Annotated in this window: 18 protein-coding genes; 9 read left to right on the plus strand and 9 right to left on the minus strand. The window is 24.6% G+C overall.

Translation table 4 applies throughout. The features are described 5' to 3' along the window. Positions 1 to 240 precede the first annotated feature (240 nt). The 9 genes from N9R85_RS00005 to N9R85_RS00045 form a co-directional block, all read right to left on the minus strand. Complete coding sequence (locus N9R85_RS00005) at positions 241 to 2,910, minus strand: hypothetical protein (protein ID WP_262858037.1); 2,670 nt, start codon at positions 2,908 to 2,910, stop codon at positions 241 to 243. Then, positions 2,903 to 8,194: an MGA_1079 family surface serine endopeptidase gene (locus N9R85_RS00010; RefSeq protein WP_262858038.1), complete on the minus strand. Its 5,292-nt coding sequence runs from the start codon at positions 8,192 to 8,194 to the stop codon at positions 2,903 to 2,905. Before N9R85_RS00010 ends, N9R85_RS00005 begins: the two co-directional genes overlap by 8 nt. Before the next feature lie 428 nt (positions 8,195 to 8,622). After that, complete coding sequence (locus N9R85_RS00015; RefSeq protein ID WP_262858039.1) at positions 8,623 to 10,935, minus strand: hypothetical protein; 2,313 nt, start codon at positions 10,933 to 10,935, stop codon at positions 8,623 to 8,625. A gap of 117 nt (positions 10,936 to 11,052) precedes the next feature. Beyond that, positions 11,053 to 11,700 (minus strand): LemA family protein, encoded by a 648-nt coding sequence (locus N9R85_RS00020; protein WP_262858040.1) that lies wholly within the window; start codon positions 11,698 to 11,700, stop codon positions 11,053 to 11,055. A 79-nt stretch (positions 11,701 to 11,779) separates the two neighbouring features. Then, positions 11,780 to 13,075, minus strand: a complete 1,296-nt coding sequence (glyA, locus tag N9R85_RS00025) for a serine hydroxymethyltransferase (protein WP_262858041.1) — start codon at positions 13,073 to 13,075, stop codon at positions 11,780 to 11,782. A 12-nt stretch (positions 13,076 to 13,087) separates the two neighbouring features. After that, complete coding sequence (locus N9R85_RS00030) at positions 13,088 to 15,361, minus strand: phenylalanine--tRNA ligase subunit beta (protein ID WP_262858042.1); 2,274 nt, start codon at positions 15,359 to 15,361, stop codon at positions 13,088 to 13,090. After that, entirely contained in the window at positions 15,361 to 16,044 is a 684-nt protein-coding gene (locus tag N9R85_RS00035; RefSeq protein WP_262858043.1) for a uracil-DNA glycosylase, read from the minus strand. Before N9R85_RS00035 ends, N9R85_RS00030 begins: the two co-directional genes overlap by 1 nt. Beyond that, positions 16,034 to 17,008, minus strand: coding sequence for a phenylalanine--tRNA ligase subunit alpha (gene pheS, locus N9R85_RS00040; RefSeq protein ID WP_262858044.1), 975 nt, complete (start codon positions 17,006 to 17,008; stop codon positions 16,034 to 16,036). The genes N9R85_RS00035 and pheS overlap by 11 nt, the downstream gene beginning before the upstream one ends. Next, positions 17,008 to 18,225: an AAA family ATPase gene (locus tag N9R85_RS00045; RefSeq protein WP_262858045.1), complete on the minus strand. Its 1,218-nt coding sequence runs from the start codon at positions 18,223 to 18,225 to the stop codon at positions 17,008 to 17,010. The genes pheS and N9R85_RS00045 overlap by 1 nt, the downstream gene beginning before the upstream one ends. Before the next feature lie 72 nt (positions 18,226 to 18,297). On the opposite strand from N9R85_RS00045, the gene trmB reads away from it, so the two are divergent. From trmB to N9R85_RS00090, 9 genes are all read left to right on the plus strand, one after another. Continuing rightward, positions 18,298 to 18,906 carry a tRNA (guanosine(46)-N7)-methyltransferase TrmB gene (trmB, locus tag N9R85_RS00050; protein ID WP_262858046.1) on the plus strand — a complete coding sequence of 203 codons (609 nt, stop codon included), beginning with the start codon at positions 18,298 to 18,300 and terminating at the stop codon, positions 18,904 to 18,906. Positions 18,907 to 18,955: 49 nt separating this feature from the next. Further along, positions 18,956 to 19,186, plus strand: coding sequence for a hypothetical protein (locus N9R85_RS00055; RefSeq protein ID WP_262858047.1), 231 nt, complete (start codon positions 18,956 to 18,958; stop codon positions 19,184 to 19,186). 1 nt (position 19,187) lies between these two features. Further along, complete coding sequence (locus N9R85_RS00060; RefSeq protein ID WP_262858048.1) at positions 19,188 to 19,784, plus strand: diadenylate cyclase; 597 nt, start codon at positions 19,188 to 19,190, stop codon at positions 19,782 to 19,784. Beyond that, the gene (gene mgtE / locus N9R85_RS00065; protein ID WP_262858049.1) at positions 19,784 to 21,259 is read left to right on the plus strand and encodes a magnesium transporter; all 1,476 of its coding nucleotides are present in this window, start codon (positions 19,784 to 19,786) and stop codon (positions 21,257 to 21,259) included. Before N9R85_RS00060 ends, mgtE begins: the two co-directional genes overlap by 1 nt. A 28-nt stretch (positions 21,260 to 21,287) precedes the next feature. Beyond that, positions 21,288 to 21,659 (plus strand): hypothetical protein, encoded by a 372-nt coding sequence (locus tag N9R85_RS00070; RefSeq protein ID WP_262858050.1) that lies wholly within the window; start codon positions 21,288 to 21,290, stop codon positions 21,657 to 21,659. Then, a complete protein-coding gene (locus tag N9R85_RS00075; protein WP_262858051.1) occupies positions 21,649 to 22,311 on the plus strand; it encodes an MHJ_0274 family protein in 663 nt (220 codons plus the stop codon). Before N9R85_RS00070 ends, N9R85_RS00075 begins: the two co-directional genes overlap by 11 nt. Beyond that, complete coding sequence (gene pgsA / locus N9R85_RS00080; protein WP_262858052.1) at positions 22,289 to 22,906, plus strand: CDP-diacylglycerol--glycerol-3-phosphate 3-phosphatidyltransferase; 618 nt, start codon at positions 22,289 to 22,291, stop codon at positions 22,904 to 22,906. The genes N9R85_RS00075 and pgsA overlap by 23 nt, the downstream gene beginning before the upstream one ends. Positions 22,907 to 23,052: 146 nt before the next feature. Then, the gene (locus tag N9R85_RS00085; RefSeq protein ID WP_262858053.1) at positions 23,053 to 24,330 is read left to right on the plus strand and encodes a hypothetical protein; all 1,278 of its coding nucleotides are present in this window, start codon (positions 23,053 to 23,055) and stop codon (positions 24,328 to 24,330) included. Further along, the gene (locus tag N9R85_RS00090; protein ID WP_262858054.1) at positions 24,260 to 25,474 is read left to right on the plus strand and encodes a hypothetical protein; all 1,215 of its coding nucleotides are present in this window, start codon (positions 24,260 to 24,262) and stop codon (positions 25,472 to 25,474) included. The genes N9R85_RS00085 and N9R85_RS00090 overlap by 71 nt, the downstream gene beginning before the upstream one ends. Positions 25,475 to 25,652 lie beyond the last annotated feature (178 nt).

Raw genomic sequence — 25,652 nt, forward strand, 5'->3', positions numbered from 1 at the left:
TACTTCTTAAAGAAATGTTATTTTGAATACTATTTTGTATAAAAAATCTTTCTTCCTTAGTAATTTGATTGTAATTTTTTGTTGTATAATTCATATGGTTCCTCGGTTCATGTGGGGCCATTTTTTTTATTAAAAAATTTCAAGTGCTCCACAATTATATTTTATATAAATTGTGTTGCACTTGAAATTACAATTTAGCAGTTAACATTTATTAAATGTCAACTTTTTATTATATTGTATTTATTTTTGATTTATTAAATTATTAAGTTCAATTATTTTAGATTCATAAATTTCAGAATCATAATCACTATAAAATAATTCTTCCGCTTTTTTAATTTCGTTACTTACTTGTTCTGCTTTAATTTTTTCGCTAATATTGTTTAAAAATAATTTTGTCTCTTTTATTTTGTTTAGTAAGTTTATTTTTGGGTCAGACTCATAATTTTTTTCTATCACGTTAGAATAATCTTTTAAATCATCGTCTGTATATTCTATATGTAGTTTTCTCATACCGATCATACTATGTTGAATTTCGTTATTTATTTTAGTAGATAAGTTTTTTTGAGGTATTCATTCTATTTTAATATATTTAGATCTGAATGGAACAAAATTAATTTCAGTTCTGTAATAACCGTTATCGTTTCTTGGTACATCATATGTTTCGAAGTACTCTTGATCCCCGTGGTTACTATTTTTGCTAGAAGTATATATTTTATATTTTCCAAAATCCTTAAATGACAATTTACTTTGATTTTTTGCGTTGAATCATGTTTCTCCATCATTTGAATACTTAATTAAAAATTGTTCTGGAAGTATTAATTTAGAATCTATGATTGTAGCTCCCGGTCAAAAACTTACATCAACTCTATAAAATGTTTTTTCTTGATTGTTATTAACTTGAAGTGTTAAATAATTTTTTTCTTCACTTTGATCATTATTATGTAAAAATCAATTATCTCAGCGGTCATTTGTATTTTTTAAAAGAGTTGAAATAGGTTGTGAGTCTATATTGTTTTCACTATTTAAGTGTTTATAAGTGTTTGATTCGTTTTCTAATAAGTTGAATTGATCCAAATTAGATGGTGTTCATTTCAAATCATTTATTGGTAAGTTTTTAAAATTAATTTTTAACTCATATCTTAATTTTTCGAAAGTGTCATTGTCATAGTAACCAGTTAATTCTCCGTAAATAATCTGCGCTTTTCCATCTTGAATATTTTTTGAATTTAAATCTTCTTTTTTGTAAATTTCTTTTATTTGATCTTTATTTAATTTTAGTTTATATATTCCTGGTTTAATTCCTTGTTGTTTTGCTTCATTGTCATCTTCGTCAATCTTTATTGTAAGATTTTCATTAAATATTTCGCTAAATCTCAATGCTGTAGAATATGTTGTTATAGAATCGTTAATAACTTTTGCACTAATTGGTTCTTGTGGTCTCTGAATAAATATATCTTTACTAATTAATTTTTGAAATTCATAATTTTCATTTTGATTTTTAATTGATAAATTAATTATTATATTTTTATCATCATGCCTTAGACTAATTAAATTAGGTATTTTATTGTTATTAATATATTTTATTTTTATTTCATTTTCTATTAGTTGATTATTTTGGGTATTTGAATCAATATTTTCTTGTATTTGAGATCAAGTATAATTTGCAGGATTGTTAAAGTCCACGCTAATTGTTTCTTCTAATTCCTTTAACTCTTTTTCTCTCAATTTAAAGTCATATTTATTTATGTAATCAACAAAAACTTGTGATAAATAATTTTTATATCTTATTTTATAGCTAACTTCTATTTTTTCGGCATTTTGTTTTTTAGTCGCCTTGATAATTTCGATATTAAAATTAGGATTATTATAGTTAAATGTTATTTTATCTGGTGGAATAATATTATTTTCATCTTTTTCAATTTGGTCAAAATAAGTTTGTTCAGAATTTTTGTATTTTATTATTATATTTTTGTTTAGATATGAAAAGTTTGGAGTGCTAAAATCATTAATAACATTTTTTTCATAGACTTGAGATTCTACTGAGTTACTTAAGAATTTAAATTTTACTTTTAATGTTTTATTTTCTAAATCTTTTTTTGCTTCAATAAATTTATATTCAAAATCAGTTCCCTTAAATAAATAATTATAATCTCCTTGAATTTGATCTATATTCAAGTTATTAAAATCTAGAAAATCATTATTTTGATATGTTATTTTAACTTTTTTGTATTCATTATCAAATTGTTTGAGTAATTTATTATTATCTTCTTTATCTTCGTCTTGTTGATTATAACTAAGATCTATTTTGTAAGTGAATAAATCAGAAGCAACATCATCATTATTTATATTGTAATTAATAACTACTTCATTATTTAATACATACGCATCAACTAAGTTTATTTTAAATTCTTCGATACCTAAGTAAGAAATTGTATTTATATTTATTTTTTGAAAATCTATTGTATTCTTTAAGTTATTTAAATCATGAAATTCAAAAGTTATTTGCTCTTTTAATTGATCAAAATCTATAGATTGTTTGCTCGGTAGTGCTTCATTATTTTTAAAATAATTTTTAGATATAAAAGTTTTTAAATCATTAGATGTAATGTTTTTATATTTTAATTTATACGTAATATCAATACCTTGTTCTTGTTTGGAAGCGGAAATTAAAATTAACTCATATCCATCGGGTGCGGAAACTAAGTAGTTTTCTATGTTTTCTATATTATTATTTGTTAAATTGTCAAAATCAATCTTTCAAGAATTTTTATATTGAATATTAATTAATACATTTATAAAATACTCTTCTTCATTTTGAAATTTAGAGTTATTAGAACATGAAATTGCTAAAGTTGTTAAAGGGATAATTGTTAAACCGCTGAGTAATATAGTTTTAATTTTTTTATTCATTATCTTCCTCTTGATTGTAATCGTATTTATAGAATCATGGAGAGCTATAACTATTTGGATTTTCTAAGTTTGCTCTTATGATTTGACTAGCAAATGAACGAGTATTATTTACGTCAAAAGGATTTTGTTCTTCGATATTTGATCCCAGAAAATTATATGTTTTTGTTCAATATCTAAGTGCAAAACTATCAAATCCTTCAAAACCTTCGCGTCATGTTGCTAAATATCTATTTCCATCTATATAAAAACTAGTTCCAGAACCACCGCCACCTAAATATACAGGAGCATAATTAGATTGAGCTTGAATTCCTATTCTATCATCTTTATTACCTGTGTACGAAGGCAATGGTCTATGGCTTAATATTCCGGTCATTTTAAAATCCGGATAACCAATAATTGCTACATTTCTATTAGAAGGAACGGGTATATAACTTTCTTGATAATTAACATCAAATTTAACTTTATCTAAATAATTATTAATATAGTCCAGTTTATAAACAACATTCATTTTTCCGTTGCGTTTAGCATATAAATATTCATCATTTAAATCTGCTTCAAACAATGTTAAGTCTATTTGCCCGTTATTTTCTTTATTATTTTCACTAATTTGATTTAGTCCTGTTCAAATAACTTTTGTATTAGCACTTAATTTTTCAATTAATTTTCCTTCGCTATTATCTTGATTGAAATTTCAATATTTGTTGATAATGTTATTTCTATGTTTTGTACCTAAAAATAGACCGTATCTTGCTTTTCCTTTTTCTTCAATTTTGTCAAATGATTCTATTTCTTCTCCTACAACATGTCGATTTGAAATTAAGTAGTATCTATGATCGTTAATATCATCATTTACTTTTCCAACAATAGATGTAGAACCGTAATATCCAGGACCAGCAAATTGGACTGTTCTCATTCAAGTATCTCTTGCTAATTCTCAATCTTCTTGTTTATTTCATCTTAAAACATCAGCGTCCATTAAGTATCCTTCATGGAATTTATAAGGTACATTTTGATTTGGATAATATATTGAATGATCTTTTAAATATTTGGTATCATTGCTAAATAATATAGGTTGATTATTATCTGTATAAATTACATCATTATAGTCAAATCTGTTTGAGTCAACCTCAAATTCTTCTTTTTCTTTATCGTTTGTGTATGTTATAGTAATTTCAGACGCTGTTGGTAATACAACTATTGCTTTGTTTGGATCAAATTTTTGATTTTCTTTAAAAGTTAATACATCTGGGTCGTTTATCACAATTTTATTATTTAAATCATCGGTATCGATAATAACCTTAATACCTATTAAAGGATCTCATTTAAATATTATTTTGTAATCTAGATTTTCCGTTTTGTTATTATTCCCAAATTCAACATGCTTATTAAAAATAATTGCTTTTTCATTTAATAATTGTTCAAAATTTATTGAATATGTATGTTCGGAATTTTTTCTATTTATTCTTCTTGATTTATCATTATCATTTAATAAAAGGTCTGCATAGATAACAAAATCTATTTGTGACTTAGTGGTATTTTCTCGCATTAGTGTTTTTTCTAGATATTTTTTATCTAAATATCAAAATACATTTTGCTCTTTTTCATCATATTTTCAAAAAACATCTTTTCAATATGGTTCAATTAATCTTTTTCTTGTAATTTCTTTTCGAGAGCCGAAGACTGAGATTAGATTTACTTTATTTTTGCTAAAACCATCGAATAAGTTTATTTGAGAGTTTTCTGTTAATTCTTTTTTGGCGAAACCTGTTATTTTATATCAAGAATGACCTATAAACTTCTTAGTTTTATTTTGTACAGGATCAAAACCTTCGACTTCTAATTTTATGTATGCATCTTTATTATTTATTTTTTTGATGTCATTAATTTTAAATTTATTTGCTTTAAGCTTAAAATTACGATATGTTAAATAATTATTTTCATCTTTATTGGCTAAATTAATATAATCATTTAATTCTTCTTTATGTTGAATAAAATAATCAATATCATGTCTTTTTAAATTTGCTTCATCAATTACTAAATCGCTTAATTTAATGTTATTGAGCATTATTTCTGGATATAAAGCTTGTTCAAAGTCGTTAACTAAATTTACTAAATTATATGTCTTATTATTTGTATATCTAATATTAGTGTTAGCTTTATTAATTCAACCTATTTTAAAACTTATTCCTCTTCTACCTTCTAATTTTATATCATAATAGTAGTAGAAATAATCGTTTAAAAGTTTAGAAATATTCTCCGTAAAAGGTGTTATATCTTTTTTATATATTTTATTTTTATCTTGTATTCCGATAAAATCATTTTCATCAAAATTATCACCTTTTTCAGCTTTGTCATTGCCTGTTTTGATGCTTATAAAATAATTAAGTTTATTATTTGCTTTTTGTTCTACAAAACTAACTGGATTTAATGCTCTATAATTTGTTTTGTCTCCTGCACCATTTTTTAATTTAACTGAACCTAATGTTAAGTTTCACCCAAAGACAGATTCGTTTAATTGATTCATTTGTGATTTTAAATTTTCTGGAATTGAGTTGTTGTCATATTTAGGGTCGTTAAAATCGCTTTCTTCAAAAAATTCATTTTTTGGTTTTATGTCTTCGTAATGTAAAAACATAAAATCGTCAATTGTGAAGAAATTATCCAAAATGGCTTTTGGTTTTGGAGCTTCTATCCCATCAACTTTATATCATAATTTAATATCGGCTTTGTGTTTGAAATCATCAATATTTGCAACTTCGTCAATATAAATTTCGTATTTTCCAAATTTTGGCATTTTATAGTATTGTTCCATTTTTTCTTTAGCTTGAGATGCTAAAAAATCAGAATGATTCCATCTATTTTTAGGGTTTTTTAAGGATACGTTAAGAAAGAATTTTGTTTTGTCGTTTGAATTAATAATTGACATTATTTTTTCTTTATTTACTTTATCTCAATATTCTTCTTTTGAAATATTTCTTTCAGTAAATACTTTTTCAGAGTTTAATCTAATTGTTTTTAATATTTGATTATTAAATAGTATATTTAAATTTGCATTTATTTTATTTGAGTTAATTGATATATCTGAAATAGAATATTTAAAATATTTACCTAGACCATAGTATTTTTTGGTAAATATTTCTTCTTTTTCGAAACTTGGTAAAGTTCTAAATTCTATTAAATTATAGGAATTTAAAAGATCGTAATTCAAGTCGAATATTTCATCTAAATATTCGAAATTTAAACTATTTAGCTCGTCTAAAGCGCCATTTAAAAATTCTTTTGTTTTAGTGAAAGTATATGAGATATTATTTATACCTTTTATTTTAACTTCTACTGTAAGCTCTAAAGTATTTAATTTATCACCTTTTAATTTAATATCTTTTATAGTGTAATTAAATAAATTGGTATCAAAATGATCGAAGAATAATTTTGAATTCTCAAAATTAAATGAAGCTGCATTTTTTATTGAATCTAAATTATATTTATTTTCACCTTCGTAATTTTCTAAAGAAAATCTATTTTCTGTTTCTGTTTTTAATATTTCTATTGCACTTAAATTATTGTTTGTTTCTTCTTGTTGTATATTTGTAAATTCTATTAATAATTGCTCTATTAATTTAATATTATTATCCATATCACTTAAATCAAAAAGAAGAATATTATTATTGAATATGTTTCTATTTTTACTTAGAAAAATATAGAAATCATATTCTTTTTTTCCGTTAACGTTTCTATTAGATATTTCATTGTAGAAATTTTCAATTTTTGTTTTTAAGTTATTAATTTTTTCATTAAAAACATTAAATTTATCTCTAAAACTTATAAATTCATCAAAGGTATTAAGTTGCGAAGTTATTATGACTATATCTTCTTTTATTGAGTTGTCTATTAATGCGTTATTAATTATTTGATTTAATTCATTTTTTTGTAATATGAAGTTTTGGTTATATTTAATCAACAATTTATTTATATTTTCTAATTCTATAGATGTAAGGGAGTTGTTAACTAATTTTTTAATTAATTCTTTATCGGATGTTTTTATGCTATTATCATTTGATATTTTAGAAATTAAAATGTTCTTTTTATCTTCTATATCTGTTTGGTCAGAAACTAAGTTATTTTCGCTTACAACCAACTTTAATTTTGTTATAAAGTCACTAAACAGGTTGAAGTTATTATTACTTTTAAACTCTTCTTTTAAAGTGTTAAATTCACTTCTTAAATCTTGTTTGATTTTAGAGAAATTATAATGTTCAAATATTGATTCAATATTTGAGATATTTAGGTCTAAAGAATTTAAATTATTTATTAATAGGTTTCTAAAATTAAAATCATTATATGCTTCTGATTTTTTATTTAAATATATATCTTTAGTTATTTGATTTTGAAAATTGTATAAACTTAAATTATTTATATATGATTCTAATTTTTGATTATTTTCTTGTACTAAGATATTTTTAATTTTAGTAAGTGAAATAAGTTTTATTATTTTTTCTTGGTTAGTTGAAGTGAATAAATTAAAATTTAGATTTTTGTTATTTAGAATATTATCAATAAAATTATTTAGTTCATTAATTTGTTCTTCGTCTTTAAATTCAATTTTTGTGCCTTCTAACTGTTTTGTAATATTTAATTTTAAAAATTCATTCAAAATTGTTAAAAATCCAATTATTTTATTATTTAACTCAATATATTCGGTTGAATAATTTTCAATTGGATATAAATTAGATATTTTTTTACCAAAATTAGAAATTTTTTCATTTGAAAAAGATGATATTTTTTGTTCTAAATCTTTTTTAAAAAAATTAAACGTATTTTGTTTTGTTAAATTTAGATCTTTTACTATATTATTAGATTCTAAAACTAGATTATTACTAAAATTGTTAAAATTAATTTTGTCTTGATTTACTAAAATTTCTAATTTATCAAATCCATTATTTATATTATTTTCTAAATCTTTATTTATTTCTAAAACGTTTTTTTCTAATGGTTTAGTTTTGGAAATTTGATAATAATTGCCCAATATTAATCCGATATTTTTATTTAAATTTTGATATTCTTTTTCGGTATTCAAATTTGGGTATTGTTCTAAAATTCTATTTTTAGTAGAGTTTAAATTTTTGTGGTTTAAATTTATTTCTAAATAATTTTTTAGTTCATTTTTATATTTGTTTTTTACTTCGTTATTATTTTTTGTACTTACACTGCATGAAATTGCTAATGTTGAACTTAAAAGTGCCGAACTTGATAGTGCAGAAAAAACTAAAACTTTTTTGTTGTTCATATTAATCCTCCTTTATAATTGAGTTTTGTATTGTTTAGTAATTTATTCATTATAATCCAAAAGAACTGTTTTTTTTTTTTTTTGTATTTGTATTATTTTTTTAGTGTTTATGAATATTATTTCCAATTATTTGTTTTTAAATTAAATTATGATTTAAATTTATTAGATTTAGTATTGTGTGATATTTATATTTTATTGTTATAAAATACTTAAGATTATTAAATTTTTTTAGTTGTTTATCTTTTTTAATTAATATTATCTATAAAATATTTTTATCTAAAAAAGTATTAAAAAAATAAATTAGTTATTATTTACTAATGAGACTCTGAAATCAAAGCAGGTTGATCCCTTTAAAATAAATGTGTAATTGTGAAATAATACGTTAAACCTATTTTGTTTTCAAACCCTCTTACTAATTTATTTTTTAACTAAAATTCTATGTTTTCAAATTTTTCAGGATTCTTTTCAATTTCTGATTTTAATTTATTTTTAAATGAATTGGGATTATTATCTGTTTCAAAACCAAAATAATCGTATTCATTAGATGAAAGTAGTCCGAAACCATATTGATCATCGTTACCAATATTTTGCATAAATAACGCAACCATATTTAAATCTTGATCAAAAACTACACTACCAGAAGCTCCTGAAATTAAATCTAATTTATTAGATGGTGTATCTTTTAAAATAAAAGTTCTAAAGTGTCCGTATTTTTCAAATTCTGCCGCTTGATCATTTAGTTCGATTTTGTCAATTTTATTTATTATGTGTTCTCTATATCTTCTTCCGCTAAAACCGGCGAAATTATCTAATGGAAAACTTGATATTCTAAAATCTACATTTGAATGTTCACTTAAACCTTTTGAGTATTTACTTAATTTTATTGGTTTCAATTCCTTTCATTTATTTAAATAATTTGTTATTTCTAAATTATTAGTTTCTTTTGCGTGGTCTAAAATAGGTTTTATGTCTATTATGGAAATAGCTATATCAGCGTTTTGGGTTCCATTATTTGTTAATGTTCCATTTCTGTTTGTTTGATTAGCAGATTCTCAAAAACCAAAATTAAATCACTCTTTTTGTATATCTATTGATATTTGATTATTAGAATTTCTAACTAAGGAATCATCGTAATGTGGTATCATGAATTTTTTCATAACTCTTGAGTCCGATCATCTTGAATTTAATATATCTACAACATGTCTATTAGTTATAAAATAATATCTTTGATCGTCGCTATCATTTGGCTTAACTTTTGATAACATAGTCATTGTTCCACCACCAACAACAAAAACCCTTTCTCTTATTTTTTTGAATAATGCATCTTGATTATTTTGTACATCTAATCTTTTTGCACTATTATTATTTTTGTAGAATTCTTCATTAGAATTTAATGTTGATAAATTAGTATTTCCCGGAGAATTAAAGAGAGTGAAATTACTATCTTTTTCCGTTTCATATGATATAGAACTTGTTGTTCCGAATCGATCTACAAATATATTATTTTCGTCATTTTTAGTAAATGAAAAGTTTTTACTATTTTTGTTTCTTACTTTTACTGTTAACATTTCATTTTTTAAAATAGCATTAAATTCAAAATCATATTTTTCTTCTACAATTTCATAAAAACTATCATTAATATTATTCAAATCAATAGTTATTGGTAAGGTTTCAATCATATTTTGGTTGTTAATTTTAATATAAAAAGTAATTTTTTTATTTTGAAAGTCTTTATTTAAAAAGTTTATTACATTTCTATTAATTACAACTTCATTATTTTCTAATTTCAAATCATTATCTTGTATTAATACAGGCATTATTTTATTTATAAATTTAACTGTTTTATCATCTTTTTTGAATTTTACTATTAGATTCGGAATGTTTTTATAAGCATCGAATTTATCATAATTTTGATAAGATAATTGTGTTCATTTTTCGGGTTGTTGCAAGTTATCACCGTTTATAAAGGAAACGGCTTTATATAATTCCGATTTAAAGTAATTTTCAACTATTATTCTGTTGTTTCTATTATCTTCTAAAACAATATTTTTTGGAAAAGAATCTAAACTAAAAATATTTTTAGGATTTCCTATTGTTCCTGGATTTGTTATTTCGTTATTTTCTTCTTCTCTATCCATTTCTTGATTGTCTTTTAGATCTTGATTATTTTCTTCATTTTTAGTATTTTGATCTTCATTTTCAGAAATTTCGTCAGAAGTACCTGTGCTTTTTGGTTCTTGATTTGAAGTTTCATCATTATGTTTGTCCGGAATTTCTTCGTTAACATTTCTTTCTATTTCTTTATTTTCTGTTTTTTTAATATTTTTATCAATAATATTGAATTCAATATTATTATTTTCAGATTCAATTGAAACTATCTCGATATTATTTGAATTATCTATATTTTCCAAATCAAAATATATGCTATTGCTTATGATTTTTGACTTTTTCATTAGTTTACCGTTTATTTTGTAATATAAAGTAATTTGTGAATTGTTTATTTTGTTTATGTTTTCTTCGCTTGTTTCAAAAATCAAAGCATCATTAGTTAATGACACTCTTGCTATATCAACTTTTATTAATCGATCTTTTTCGTTGTTTTTTTCTGTTTCAATTATAGAAATGTTATTTGAATTATTATCATTGTTTTGTTTTTCTTCTTTTAGATTGGTTCCGCACGATATTACTAAAAATGGTGATGAAATACCAATTAAAATAGGAAGTATTTTTTTTAATTTCATTTTTTACCTTTCTGTGAGTGTGAATATGTATTATACTATTCTATAGTAACTTTGATATGTTTATGTAAAAAAGAATAAAAAAACCAAAATAAGTTATTTCTTTTGGTTTTTTTAGGATTATAAGTTATCAAAAGATACATCTTCTCTTTGTTTTTGGCTGGCTTGAAATAGAGGTAATGTAACCAACCCCATTGTTGATGATACAACATTATTTGGTCATGTAAATATACTTGAATTAAATTCGTTAACTCTAGAATTATATAATCTTCTAGCTGCACTAATTTCTCTTTCTAAATAAGTAGATTGTTCCATTAATTCTTTGTATAAATCAGATGATTTTAATTCAGGGTAGTTTTCTCTTACAGCAATTAGTCTTCCTAAAACGGAATTGCTTAAATTATCTAATTGTACTGAGTCATTAATATTACCTGTGCCAGTTAATGATCTCATTTTTGTAACGCTTGTATACAATTCAGTTTCATGATCTTTAAATGATTTTACTGAGCTTACTAATTTATATAATGTATCTGCTCTTTTTGCTAATTGTGTATCAATTGTTGATGCTGCTTCATTAACATCATTTTGCATTCTCTTAAACATATTTGTTTTTACAACATAATAAATTGCTGAAAAAATTAATAAACCAATTAATCAAAAAAATATTTTTCCAAAAATACTTGATTCTGGTTTTTTTACTGAGTTATCAACGGCAGGTTCTAATCCTTGAGGTGCTGTATATTCTCTATTATTGAATAAATTTGACATTTCTCTCCTTAAATTGTTATATAGAATATTTCAATTCTCAATTAATTATATAATTTTTAAATTTCAAAACAAAATAATTTTATATATATTCTTTAATTATTGGGTATTTCTTAGTTATCTCTAAAACAGATTCTTTTAATTTATAAATTAATTTTTCGTGGTGTTCTTCTACTTTACCATCATTTAATTCGATTTCAAATTGTATTTTTAATGCTTGATCAATTATTGTGGCTAATTTTTCTCACTGGTCAAAATTTCTACTTGTCATTGCTGCTGTTCCAATTCTGACTCCGCTACATTGTGTAGGTGGTAATTTATCAAACGGTATACTATTTTTGTTTAAAGTAACATTTATTTTATTTAATATTTTTTCTGCTTTAGCACCGGTCAACATAATCCCATTTTTATTAAATTTTTGGACTATATCAAGCATAAAAAGATGATTATCTGTTCCGCCGCTGATTAAACGATATCCAAGATTTGAAAAAGCTTTTGCGAATTTTGCCGAATTTTCTACTATTTTTTTTCCATATTCTTTAAATTGAGGTTGTAAAGCTTCATAAAATGCGACAGCTTTTCCTGCGATGGCGTGAAATAAAGGTCCTCCTTGGTAACCAGGAAATACTCAACGATTTATTTTTTTTGCTATTTCTTCATCGTTTGTCATTATAATTCCTCCACGTCCACCTCTTAAGGTTTTATGAGTTGTTGAGGTAATTATATCGGCATATCCAACTGGGGAAGGGTGAGTTCCTGCGACTATTAATCCCGCTATATGTGCAATATCAGCCATCAGTTTTGCTCCGACTTTATCAGCAATTTCTTTAAATCTTTTAAAATCAATTGTTCTTGAATAGGCTGAATAACCACAAATAATTAAATTTGGTTTTTCCTTTAAAGCTAATTTTTCAATTTCATCATAATCTAGTTTTTCATCTTGCCCTAAATCATAAGAAACAGAGTTGTAAAATATACCACTAAATGAAATTTTATAACCGTGTGTTAGGTGTCCGCCCGAACTTAAAGAAAGACCCATAATTTTTCCGCCGCTAGGTACAACAGAAGCAATAGCTGCAGCATTAGCAACTGAACCCGAATATGGCTGAACGTTTGCGTATTTAACACCAAAAAGTTTTTGCAAACGCTCGATTGCAGCTGTTTCTACAATATCTACGTATTCGCAACCTCCATAATAACGTTTATTTGGATATCCTTCACCATATTTATTGGTTAATACGCTACCTTGTGCTCTTAATACGTCTTCAGAAACATAATTTTCACTTGCTATAAGTTCGATATGTTCAGATTGTCTACTTAATTCTCCATTAATTGCATCGGATACTATTTTATCTTTTAAGTTTATTTTTTTGTACATTTTATGCTCCTTTTAGGCATTATATTTTGAATTTAATACTTCTATTATTTTCTCAGAAGCGCTTATTCTAAATGTAATTTGTTTATTATTTTCTTTTTGATATTCATCAATTTTTTTAATTGAATAAATTTCGTTATTAGCAATTTCATTTATTTCGTTTATAAGATTTTCTACAACTACATTGGTTTCTATACTAAAAGTTATATCAATCGTTTTTAAAGGGTTTGTATCAATTGATTTATAAGAAAAATTATTAGATATATTTTGTGATTTATTATCTTCTAAAATAGAAGGTTTATTGAATGAATCTAGCAATACCTCTGCGTAAAATGCATTTGTACTATCATTTTTTGGGTGAAGTTTTCCAATTCAACCTATTAATGTATTATTTGCAACTATATACGCTGATGCGTAAGGGTTCATTTCTAAATTTAGATTATCTATACTGTTGTTCAAATTAATATCAAAATTTTTATTTTGATATTTTAAATGACGTGTAAATCTAACTTCTTTATTTAAAATGTTAATTAAATCATTTTTAAAGCTTAAATAATCTTTGGTAGTTGATGCTAGCCCCAAGACCATTTTGTTATTATTTATCATCCCTTTTTCAAAAATATTAATATCAATTATTTTTCTTTTTTGGTTATATTCAACAACCTCTTGAAGTGAAGTTATAATAGAATTTCTTACAACTTGACGTTCTTTAGAAACAAAGGTCATCAAAGACATGTTTTTTTCAAATTTGAATGGATTAAAAAGACTCTTTTCTTCTGAAACTAAAGTAAATGTTCTAACTTCGGTATATCCTTGATTAACTACTTTTTGTTTCAAATTATTTCTTTTTTGAGTTACATGATATGGTTTAGATAAATATTCATTAGGACTAAAATTATCGTAAGAGTAAATTCTGAATAATTCTTCAATAATATCTACGTCTAATTCTATATCGTACCTATAATTTGGAACCATAACTTCTATTTTTTGTTCTTTTTCATTAATTTTAATTTCAAAATCTAAATTTGATAATTTTTCTATTGAATCTTTTAATTTATCTAAATCATTAAATTGACCGTATAGTTTTAATAAAGGATAATCTAAAAATACTTTTTTCTTATTTGGAACTTTGATAGGATTAATAGTTTGTGAGATTTTTAAATCTTTTACATAATTTCTTATGTATTGCATTCCGATATTTGCAACTTGTGAAGAAATTACTCTTGAAGCTTGAGATGAACTATTAGAAGATAATTTGATTTCTTTTGCACCATGTCTTACTAATTCGGTAGGAAATACACCTACTTCAAAGATAAATTCTGTTGAATTTAAATCACTTTTAGTGTCTTCAAGACCCATAACGGAAGCTATTGAAATAGGTCTTTTTAAATCTTTTATAATTAGTACTTTTTCAACTTCAATTTCTTTGTTTCCTAATATTTTTATTTTACCTGTGAAAATTTCATCTGTTATTTGGTCGGATACTTTATTTTTATCATAAACATGCGCTGTTGCTCCTGTGTTTAATAAAGTAAGATTAGTTAAGTTAACAGCTCAATTATGTAATGAAGAAATATCATGTTTAGCTAAAAGCATTTTTTCGTATAAAGTTGTTTCTTTATTACCTTTAACTTCGCTAAAACTTAATTCTGAAGCAATTGTATTTTTAACTTTGATATTTGATTCGAATGTTGGTTTAATTTCTTCTAAATCAAATTTAAAATCTGTATTGTAATATGCAGCAATTTCTTTTGCTACAAAATAATATGAATTAAGATCATTACGATTTGTGGTTAGTGAAATTTCAATTATGTAATCATCTAATCCTAAAAGTTTTATAGGATCATCGTTAATTGTTGCAAAGTTTTTAGGTAATACTAGAATTTCATCTTTTTCTGCTAAAAGATCTCATTTGTAGCCAATTTCACTTCAAGCTGCCATCATGCCTTCTGATAGTTCACCTTTTAGTTTTTTTGCTCCAAAAGTAAAATCACCTTTTTTAGCACCAACAGGAAAACAAACTATAAAATCACCATTTTTTAAAATTCTATTAGTAGTTTGTATTTGTATTATTCCATTTTTAGTTTCTAATTTAACGATATCAAGACGATCAGAGTTTGGATTATCTTTTACCTCTAAAACATTGGCGAATAATAATCCTTCGACATCACTAAATTTTTTAGTATCTTCAACTTCAATTCCTAAATTATTTAATGCAATTTCTACTTCTTTGTGGCTTAGTTTTTTATTAGGTAAAAATTTATTTATATGATTTAATGATAAAAGCATTAAATTACCTCCTTAGTTAAATCTCAATTAATTTGTCTTGTTTTATGTTTTTTTAGCAAATTATTTATCTTTTTAAATAATTGAAAATTTTCAAATCCTCTTTTGTAACTAAAAGGGGAAGGGTGAGAAGTTGCTAGAATATTTTCGTCTGATATTTTACTTATATTTGGTAATTTTTGGATATATTCTTGCGCTTGTTTTCCTAATGCAACTATAATGACGTTATTATTTTCGTTTATTGTTTGCTCAACTACTTTTAAAGTAAAGTTTTCTCATCCAATATTTTTATGAGAATTGGCTTTACCACATTCTACAGTCAAAACAGTATTCAATAACAAGACTCCTTGTTTTGCTCAATTAACAAGTGAATTTGTTTCCAATTTAACTTCCGGATAATCTTTTTGAAGTTCTTTAAAAATATTTCTCAATGATGGAGGAGTTTTTTTATCTCTAGATGAAAATGCTAAACCATCTGCGGTTCCTAAAGTATGATACGGATCTTGTCCAATGAAAATAACTTTTGTATCCTTTACTTGAAAAAATTCAAATGCTCTAAAAATATCTGTTTGATATGGTAAGATAACTTTATTTTCTTTTTCAGAAATAGATAATTGATTGATAATGTTGTTAAAGTAAGGTTTTTTACCTTCTTCTGTTAATATATTTAAAAAACTATTTTTCATATTTAAACTGCTCCAAAATTCTTAAATCATTTTTATATAGATCTCTAATATCTGTAAATCCATATTTAATCATTGTTATTCTTTCTAAACCTAAACCGGCTGCGAATCCGTTGTATTCTTTTGCGTTATATCCTGCTAATTCTAAAACTTTTGGATGTAACATACCGGCCCCAAGTATTTCAATTCATCTACCTTTATAGAAAACATCAACTTCAACACTTGGTTCCGTAAATGGGAAGTAACTTGGTCTTAATCTAATATCAACTTCTTGTTCTAAGACGTATGATAATAGTGATTTTAGAGTTCAAATTAAGTTTTGAAAACTAACTTTACCGATTGAAACGAAGTCTAATTGTGTAAATTGATGAGAGTGAGTCGCGTCATCTTCGTCATTTCTGTACACTTTACCAATAGAAAAAATTGAAACTTCTTTATTTTCTTCTTTAGAATATTTATATTCATCTAGTGCACGAGCAGTAATACCTGTATTGTGTGTTCTTAATAATGTTTTAGGATCGAAGTATAAAGAGTCATGCATCGCTCTTGCCGGGTGGTTCGAAGGAATATTAAGGCGTTCAAAATTAAATTCATCTGAGACGATTTCACCATCTTCTTGTTCATAATATCCTCTTTGTAAAAATCAATCTCTTAATCTTTCTTCAATAATTGTAATTGGGTGTAAAGATGATTTTAAATTTACTGGTTCAGTAAAATCAACAAAACTAGATTTTAATTTTTCTTGTATTTCGATATCTTTAATTCTTAATTCTGCTAATTTAAAAAATTCTTCATATTCTTTTTTTAGAAGATTAATCTCTCTACCTATTTCTTTTTTTTCTTCAACTGATGCGGTTTTTATTTTCTGTTGTAGTTTGAAAATTTCGCCATTTGTTCCTAAAAGTTCTGATTTAATTTTTTTTAGATCTTCTAGTTTGTTAATTGTATTAATATCAATTTTTATCATTATTTCTCCTTTATTTTTATTTTTTCTCAATATTTTTTTGAATCTTGTTCAAATTTTGAATCACCATATTCAAATATTTTAATATTTTGAATATTTTTAGGTAAATAATTTTGCTCAACTCAATTATTTTTAAAGTCATGTGGGTATTTATATCCAATTCCATGACCTAATTTTGAGGCAGATTTATAATGTGAATCTTTTAAATGCTTTGGTATTGGATATATTTTACCTTCATCGAGCATTTCTTCAACTTTTTTAAGGGCTAAATATCCAGAATTGCTCTTTGGAGAATTAGCCAAATCTATAATGGCGGCAGAAATAGCTAATTTTCCTTCTGGCTCGCCAAGTCTTTCATAAACTCTAATTGCAGCTTCTGTGCGATAACCTAAATTAGGATTAGCCATCCCAACATCCTCATACGCTACACAAAGCATTCTTCTAAATAAGCCGTTAACGTCGCCTGTTTTTAAAATTAATAATCCATAATAAAGAGATGCGTCAATATCGCTTCCTCTAAGACTTTTGTGAAATGCTGATAAGTTGTTGTAATGTTCGCTAGAATTTGAATCGCTATAAAAATTTATATTTGGTATTATTTTCTTTAAGTCTTGTTTTGATATTTCTTTTTCATCATCTAATATTAAAGAAATTAATTGTAAGTTATTTAAGCATAATCTTAAATCTCCGGAAGAAAACCGAGAAAGAGCAAGTAAAACTTCATCACTTATCTTTATTTTAATTTTTTTATTTATTATCAATTTTCTGATATATTCAACAATATCTGTTTCACTTATTTTTTCTAATGATAGAATTTGCATTCTGCTTCTCAACGCAGGATTAACTTTAAAATATGGGTTTTCTGTTGTTGTGGCATAAACTATAACTTTATCAAATTCTAAATATGAAAGCAATATATCTTGTTTATCCTTGTTCAATCTATGTATTTCGTCTATTATAATTATTTCGTTGTTTTCTAAAATTTTAGTTAATTTAGCTTTATCATCGATTGAAGCATTAAAATATTCGTAATTTAAACCCATATTTTTAGCTAAAATTAGCGCCATAGTAGTTTTTCCTACGCCGCTTTCTCCAAAAAAAATAAAACTAGTAGTAATTTTATTTTTTGAAACTTTTTTCAAAAGTTCTACTATGTTTTTTTGACCTGCAATATCATCGAATGTTTCTGGCCTTAAACTATTTGCTAAATTATTAATCATATTTTTATATATTATATTATTTTTTTATAGTTTTATATCATATATTTAAATAACTCTTATATAATTTAAATTATGAGATTAAGACATGATAATACAGCACAAGATAAATTAAATAATTCAGAGTTTTATTTAAATAAATTTCCAATCCAATTACAACCAAACGATGTTGTTGAAATTGGGGCAGGCAAAGGTGAGATGATCGCTCAATTAGCGCTTAATAATCCTGAAATAAGATTTTTTGCAATTGAAAAATATCCAACAGTTGCTAACAAAATCTTAAACAAAATTAATGATTTAAAGTTAACTAATTTATTTATAATTACAGAAAATGCAGATAATTTAAGTGAAATTTTCGAAGGAAATGTAGATAAAATTTGATTAACATTTAGTGATCCTTGACCAAAAAATTCTCACGAGAGAAGAAGGTTAACCTATAAAAAATATTTAAATTTATATGAAAAATTATTAACCCAAAACGGTCAATTACATTTAAAAACTGATAACGATAATTTTTTCAATTATTCAATTGAAAGTTTAAAAGAAAATGATTGAGAAATTATTGATTTAACAACCGATTTACACAATTCAAAATATAATGAAAATAATTATAAAACAGGTTATGAAATTAAATGATCTAGTAAAGGAAAAAACATTAATTATTTATACGCTAGAAAAAAATAATCTTTTATTTATTTAAAAGAATTATAATTATAATTAATAGGAGCTAAAAATGAACAAAGAAAATAAGAAAATAGACTATATTCAATTTAGAAAAAATGAAATCGAATATGCTAGAGCAAAAGTTTTACAAGAACAAAATAAGGCAAAATATTTTGATGAACAAAAACAATTAGTATGATATAAAAAAGATATTTTTTATAATTTATTTGGAACGTTTGTTGCAATGTTTTTAATTGCTACTTTTTTGGTAATAGCCTATGTAATAGGGAGAATTGCTTAAAATGGTTGTAGTTAATTACGTGATTTTAGGGTTTGTTATTGCGATTTTTATTTTAATTTTACTTAGTTTATTAATCGTCGGATTACCACATCTAAAAAAATGATTTAGTAATTATTTTAAGAAATCTAAGTATGATAAATTGGGTCGTAGTAGCCAAATTCGTTTGATTAACCAACTTAGAGAAAGTGTGGAGTATTTATCTAAACATAAAATAGGTGCTCTAATAACAATAGAAAATAATGATAATATTGACAATTTAAGAACTGATGGAATTATTTTAAATGCTAATATTTCTAGTTCTCTTTTAATTTCTATTTTTAATAAAAATTCGCCATTGCATGATGGTGCGGTCGTTATACGTGATAATAAAATTTATTATGCATCAACTTTTTATAAAATAACCAAAAAATCATTAGAAAGCGATTTTGGTTCTAGACATCGTGCTGCGATTGGTATTTCCGAACAAAGTGATGCAACTACAATAGTAGTTTCTGAAGAAAATGGTAGCGTTAAAATTATGAAAGATCGTAATATAAGTTCTGTTAAAATTGAATATTTCCAAGAGGAATTGATTAAATATTTAATCGAAAAATCATAATGGAAAATAATAACATCGAACAATTACAAAGCCAAATTCTTCATGAAGAAATAAAAAATTTAATATCATCAAAAAGCGTAAAACTACTAAGAGAATTGGAAGAAGATACTCCTCATGCCGATTTTGCAAGGGCAGTTGAATCATTAACAAGCGAACAACAAATATACGTTCTTAGAATACTTAGAACCGAAGAAGCGGCAGAGGTTTTTTCTTATTTAGACGATGAAATTCAAACTAATTTAGTTATTCAATTTAGCGATGATTTAGGTGAAAAAGTTTTACAAGAAATAGAAACAGATGAATTAGCTGACATTATTGAAGATTTACCTGTAAATATAACAAGAAAAATTTTATCTAATACTTCTAAAGATAAAAGAGATAAGATTAATCAATTGCTATCCTATTCAGATGACCAAATAGGTAGTTTTATGAGTGTTGACTTTTCTATTTTAAAGTCTAATTGAACTGCAAGAAAAGCTATTTCTAAAATTAGGGCAGATTATAATAAAAATGTTTTAATGGGTCACAATTTTTATATTGTAGATCAACAAGGTAAGTTGGTTGGAGATATAACATTAGAAGAGTTAGTCTTTTCAGATGAAAATTCATTGTTAGATGAATTATATAATGCTGTTGCAAGTGTAAAAACAACAGATGATAAAGAGTATGCGGCACAAATTTTTTCTAATCATGATAGGTCAACACTACCCGTTGTTTCTAGTGATAAAAGATTGATAGGTATGATTACTTCTGATGATATTATCGACATTATTCAAGATGAGGCTACTGAAGATATTTATAAAATGGCCGGTATTCGCGACGAAAATGTTGAAGATAGTTATATTAAAAAATCAATTAGAAATATAGTTAGAGCTAGAGTTTTTTGGTTGATTATATTAATGATATCAGCAACAATTTCCCAATACATAATCCAAGAATTTACTTCAATAAGTGAAAGTTTTTTTAGTAGCGTGGTTCATGTGACTATTTCAACTGGTATAATAACCTCTTTAATACCGATAATTAGTGGTGCAGCAGGTAATGCAGGTTCTCAATCTTCAACTACGGTTACGCGTGCAGCATCGTTAGGTGATTTTAAAAATAATGAATATGGTAAAGTAGTTTGAAAAGAAACTACTATAGGTTTAATAATCGGTTTAATAATGTTTTTAGTAAATATTGTTAGGTTATATATTTATTATTCAATTCCGTTTTTCAGAGATCCTTCTCTTAAATGAGGAGAACTATCTTTTATAATAATAGCAAGTTCATTTTCTTTATGGATAGTAGTTATTTTAGCAAAATTTCTAGGAACAGTTATACCTCTTTTAGCTATTAAATTAAAAAAAGATCCGGCCGTAATGTCGGCGCCAATTTTAACTACTTTATCAGATGCTTTAGCTACATTAATTTTCTTTGGTTTAAACATATTAGTCATGTATATTGCTTATGTAGCGGGATTATTAGGAACATAAATAATATTAATGTAAGGAGAAAAATAATATGGATAAAAATTTAGATAATGTTTTAGATTTTGACAAATTAAAATCATTAGCAGAGGAATATAACGAGCATAATCAGGAAGCTAAAAGAATTAAAAAAGAAATTGAAAGTGAACTTGGTGGTTTAGATTTCGAAATTAATGAAAGATTAAATGATGGTGGTGTTTTAAGTTATAAACCTGCAACAACAGTAACAAGAGTAGATAGAAAAATGCTTTTAAATCTTCTTTATAAAATCATAATAGATGCCGATCGAGAAAATGAAAAAATACCGAACGATGAAGAGTTAAAAGATAAGATTCAAAATGAATGTACAATTGAAAAAGAAGTAAAATGAAAAGTTACAATTAAGAAAGGAAAAAATGTTAATTAAAGTTAATAGAATGTTTGAAGAAACTAATACAACTACCACAAGTTCTAGTTCTATTAGTGCATTAGGAAGTGGTAATATAATAATCTGAGTAATATTAGGTGTTCTTTTAACCTTGATAGGTGTTTATTTTATATATTCATATATTAAAGAGAAGATTGAGAAAAAAAGAACAAGAATTGCCGCTAAAGAATTTGAAAATGATTCTTTAAAATATCGTTATGAATTAATGGTTAAAATTAATAAATTAGTAGAATTAAATGCAAAAATTCACGACGATTTTGTCGTAAGTATTGGCGAATATAAAATGGGTCAAATAAATAACGCTACAAGAGAATTGTTAGAAAATATCATGAGTTCTTACGAATATAAAACATTTATTATTCCGGATGAAAAATTAAACAATTTAAAAACAAAATTAAATATGTTAAAAGATTTAAACTCAAATCTTTGAAATAAAAAATTAAACGAAATAATTGTCTATTTTAAAAATGAGGAAGATAAAATTTATAAACAAGTAAAAGAACAAAATAAAACAGAAATAGATGATTTAAAAGATATAAATACAATTAAAGAAGAACTTAAAACTATGCACATTGATGCTTTGAATAAAAGTAAAAGAGAAAGTTTAAATGAAGATTTTCAAGAAAAATAAAATACCTAATTTATTAACTATTTTACGTATTTTATTTATTATCCCTGTCGTAGGTTTAGCGATATATTTTTCAAACGATTATTATCTCCGTTTTGATGAAAAGAATAAAACAATTATACTTTTAATCATATTATTCTTTTTCATTATTGCTATGTTGACTGACTTTATTGACGGTTATTTAGCAAGAAAATGAAAGGTAGTATCAACTTTTGGCAAAATTTTTGATCCTATAGCAGATAAATTAATGACAACGTCTGTTCTAATTTTTTTAAGTATTAATAATTTTTTACCTTATACATACTTAATTTTACTTATTTTAAGAGATATAGTTGTAGATGCATTTAGAATAATTATGTCTAAAAATAATGTTAAAGTAGAGGCTATTAAAAGTGCTAAGTGAAAAACCATGACATTATCGATTGCTATAGTGATCTTATTCATATTAATTTTAGTAGATATACATACAGAAAATAACTTTTTACATTATTGAAATTGAAGTAAATGAGTTTATACTTTATACTTTATAATACCTGTAACATTATCAACATTTTCAGGATATTTATATTATAAAAAAGCAAGACCGTTTTTTATTTAGTTAAAGAAGCTTACTAGGCTTCTTTTTTGTATTTCATAAAAAGTCCCATATTAACCAAGAAAAAATAAATAATAATTTATTCCCTTGAATTACTGCCTTATTTAATATATAATAAATTGTAAAACATTTTAAAAAGGGGTTAATAAATGAAATTAAATAAAAAAATTATAAAAAATATATTAATAATCATTTCTGGTGTAAGTGCAGTCACAACTATAAGTTGTTCTCAATCTCAAACTAAAGAAAAAGAGAAAAGCGTTGAAAAAAATGAAAAAAATATAAATGTGAAATCTGAAATTGAAGTTAAGGATGAATCTAATGGTAATACTATCAATTCGAGTATAGAGTTGGAAACTAACATAAGCGATAATGAAAGCAACGAGGAAACTAATAATTTAAACGAAACTTCTTCAGAAGAAGAAAGCAATGATACAACGGATGAGGTGAGGAGTTCATCTAATGAAGTTGTAGATAGCAATAATTCTTCAAAAGAAGATACTTCATCTAAAAGTAAGGAAGAAGTTGCGGGTGTAGAGCCTAACAATAATGATACATCAGGTGAAGATGAAAATTCTGCAGTTGAGAAAAAAGAAAGTATCGAATCGGAAGATGATGAGAAATCGTCCGAGGTTCAAGGACTGAAAGGTGATGATAATTCTGAAAAAGAATCTTCAGAAATTAATGACTCTTCTTCTGATGACGATATGAATAACAATGAATCAAGCACTGAAGAAGATGCAAATTCTGTAGTTGAGAAAAAAGAAAGTACTGAATCAGAAGATGTGGAGAAATCATCGGAGGTTCAAAGGCCGAAAGGTGATGATAATTCTGAAAAAGAATCTTCAGAAAGTAATGACTCTTCTTCTAGTGACGATATTAATAACGCTCAATCAAGAGCAGAAGATGATCCTTCAAAAAATAATGAAGATACTTCTTCTTCTGATGCATCAGAAGAATCAAACGTTAAAGCTGAAACTAATGAGGGAAATAAAGAGGATAATGGCGATTTAGGTAAAAAAGAAGATCAAGAAAAAAATAAAGTTTTTGTTTTAAATGAACAATTAGAAAAAGAAAATTTAATTAAATTATTTAATAAAAGAGTAAAAGACGGAAGTATTCGTTTACATAAGTATTCTAAATCTAAATATTATGGAATATATGGAGAAGGAAATAAAGAAGAAAACCATGTATTTTCTATAAATTCAAATTATATCGAAGATAATATTAAAAGTGCAACAGAGAAAAAATATATTTCTGCAACATGAGATGATTCAACTAAAGAGTTAAGAATATCTTGTAAATATAATGATGAATTAATTGAACAATCTTTTATTTTTGGAGAAACCTCTTCAAATGTACCGAACACATCTTCTGATTCTGAAGAAACTGAAGAAAATAAAGAAACTGAGTCCAGTAGTAGCTAATAATAACGATCATGAAGTAGAACGCTCCGAAGAAACAGTTTATGTTAGACCCCCATTTGGTGCTAGCTTTGAATTAAAAAGTGAAAAAAATTTCCCTAATATAGTTACAATTTTTGACCATTTAGATAGCCCTGGAAAGAAAAATAATGGTAGATACAACGAATATGGTGCTAATACAGATAATTTAGCATATAAAAGCTATGGTTCTTCTTTAGGATCTCAAGAAGCTAGTGAATTTTTAGCGATACCTAAATTAATGAAATATTACAAAAAGCATTCAAAAGAAAATTCTTTAGTTATCTTTGGAGGCGATACTAATATTGAAAAAGAAAATTTTAATTTGGACAATAATTTTGATCCAGAAATTAATAAAGTTTTAAATTCATATGGAATAGGACAAAAATATTTTACTTCTTTAAACAAAAATGGTACTGGATACGTTCAACCCTACGACAAAATTTATTATTTAAACGGAGAAAATAAATATTATGACTTAATAAATGATGTCGATAATCCTCATTTAGATTTTAAAATAGATATAATAAAAGAATTTAAAAGATTTAATAATAAAGATGAATTTAAAAGTATGAAATGATATAACAACCACGAAGACGAAGGTTGAAATATAAGGAATCGTTTGTCAGATCATGCTCCTGTTTATGTTGATTTAAATATAAAAACAAATAAAAATATTAATACTTCTATCGCTACAATAAACCCTAAAAAAGATGCTAACCAACTAAGAATTGCTCATTGAAATATCCTCAATTACGGTAATGAAAATTTAAAAGCATATAAATATCAAAAAGAATTTAAATATAAAGCGATTGCTCATTTTATTGAAAAATCAGGTTTTGATATTATAGGTTTAACGGAAATTAATGATAATGGTTCTGATGCTGTAGATTTAATTTTGGATCAGTTGAATAATAAAGGGAATCCAAAATATAAAAAGATAGTTCAAAGTAAGGAAGATTCTAGCTGAAAAAACACTAAATATCAACATTTTTACGGTAGACAAACAGAACAAATAGTTATTATATATAATTCAGATGTCCTTGATAGTGTTAATTTTTTGAACAATAAAAAGCATTTAACATATAGAGAAAAGATAAAGTTATATGGGCATTTAAAAACAAAATAAAAATTAAAAAAAGCATTTTTGTATAATAAAAGTGCTTTTTTTAATTTTTTAAGAAAAATATTTAATTATTTATAATAATTATTTATAATTGAATTAACTTTTTATTTTATAATTTGGAGGAGTTAAAAATGAGCAAAAAAAATCATATATACCAGATTTTTTCTGGATATTTAATTAA

It is taken from the genome of Mycoplasma sp. CSL7503-lung (assembly GCF_025515455.1).
In the GTDB taxonomy this organism is placed as follows: domain Bacteria; phylum Bacillota_I; class Bacilli_A; order Mycoplasmatales; family Metamycoplasmataceae; genus Mycoplasmopsis.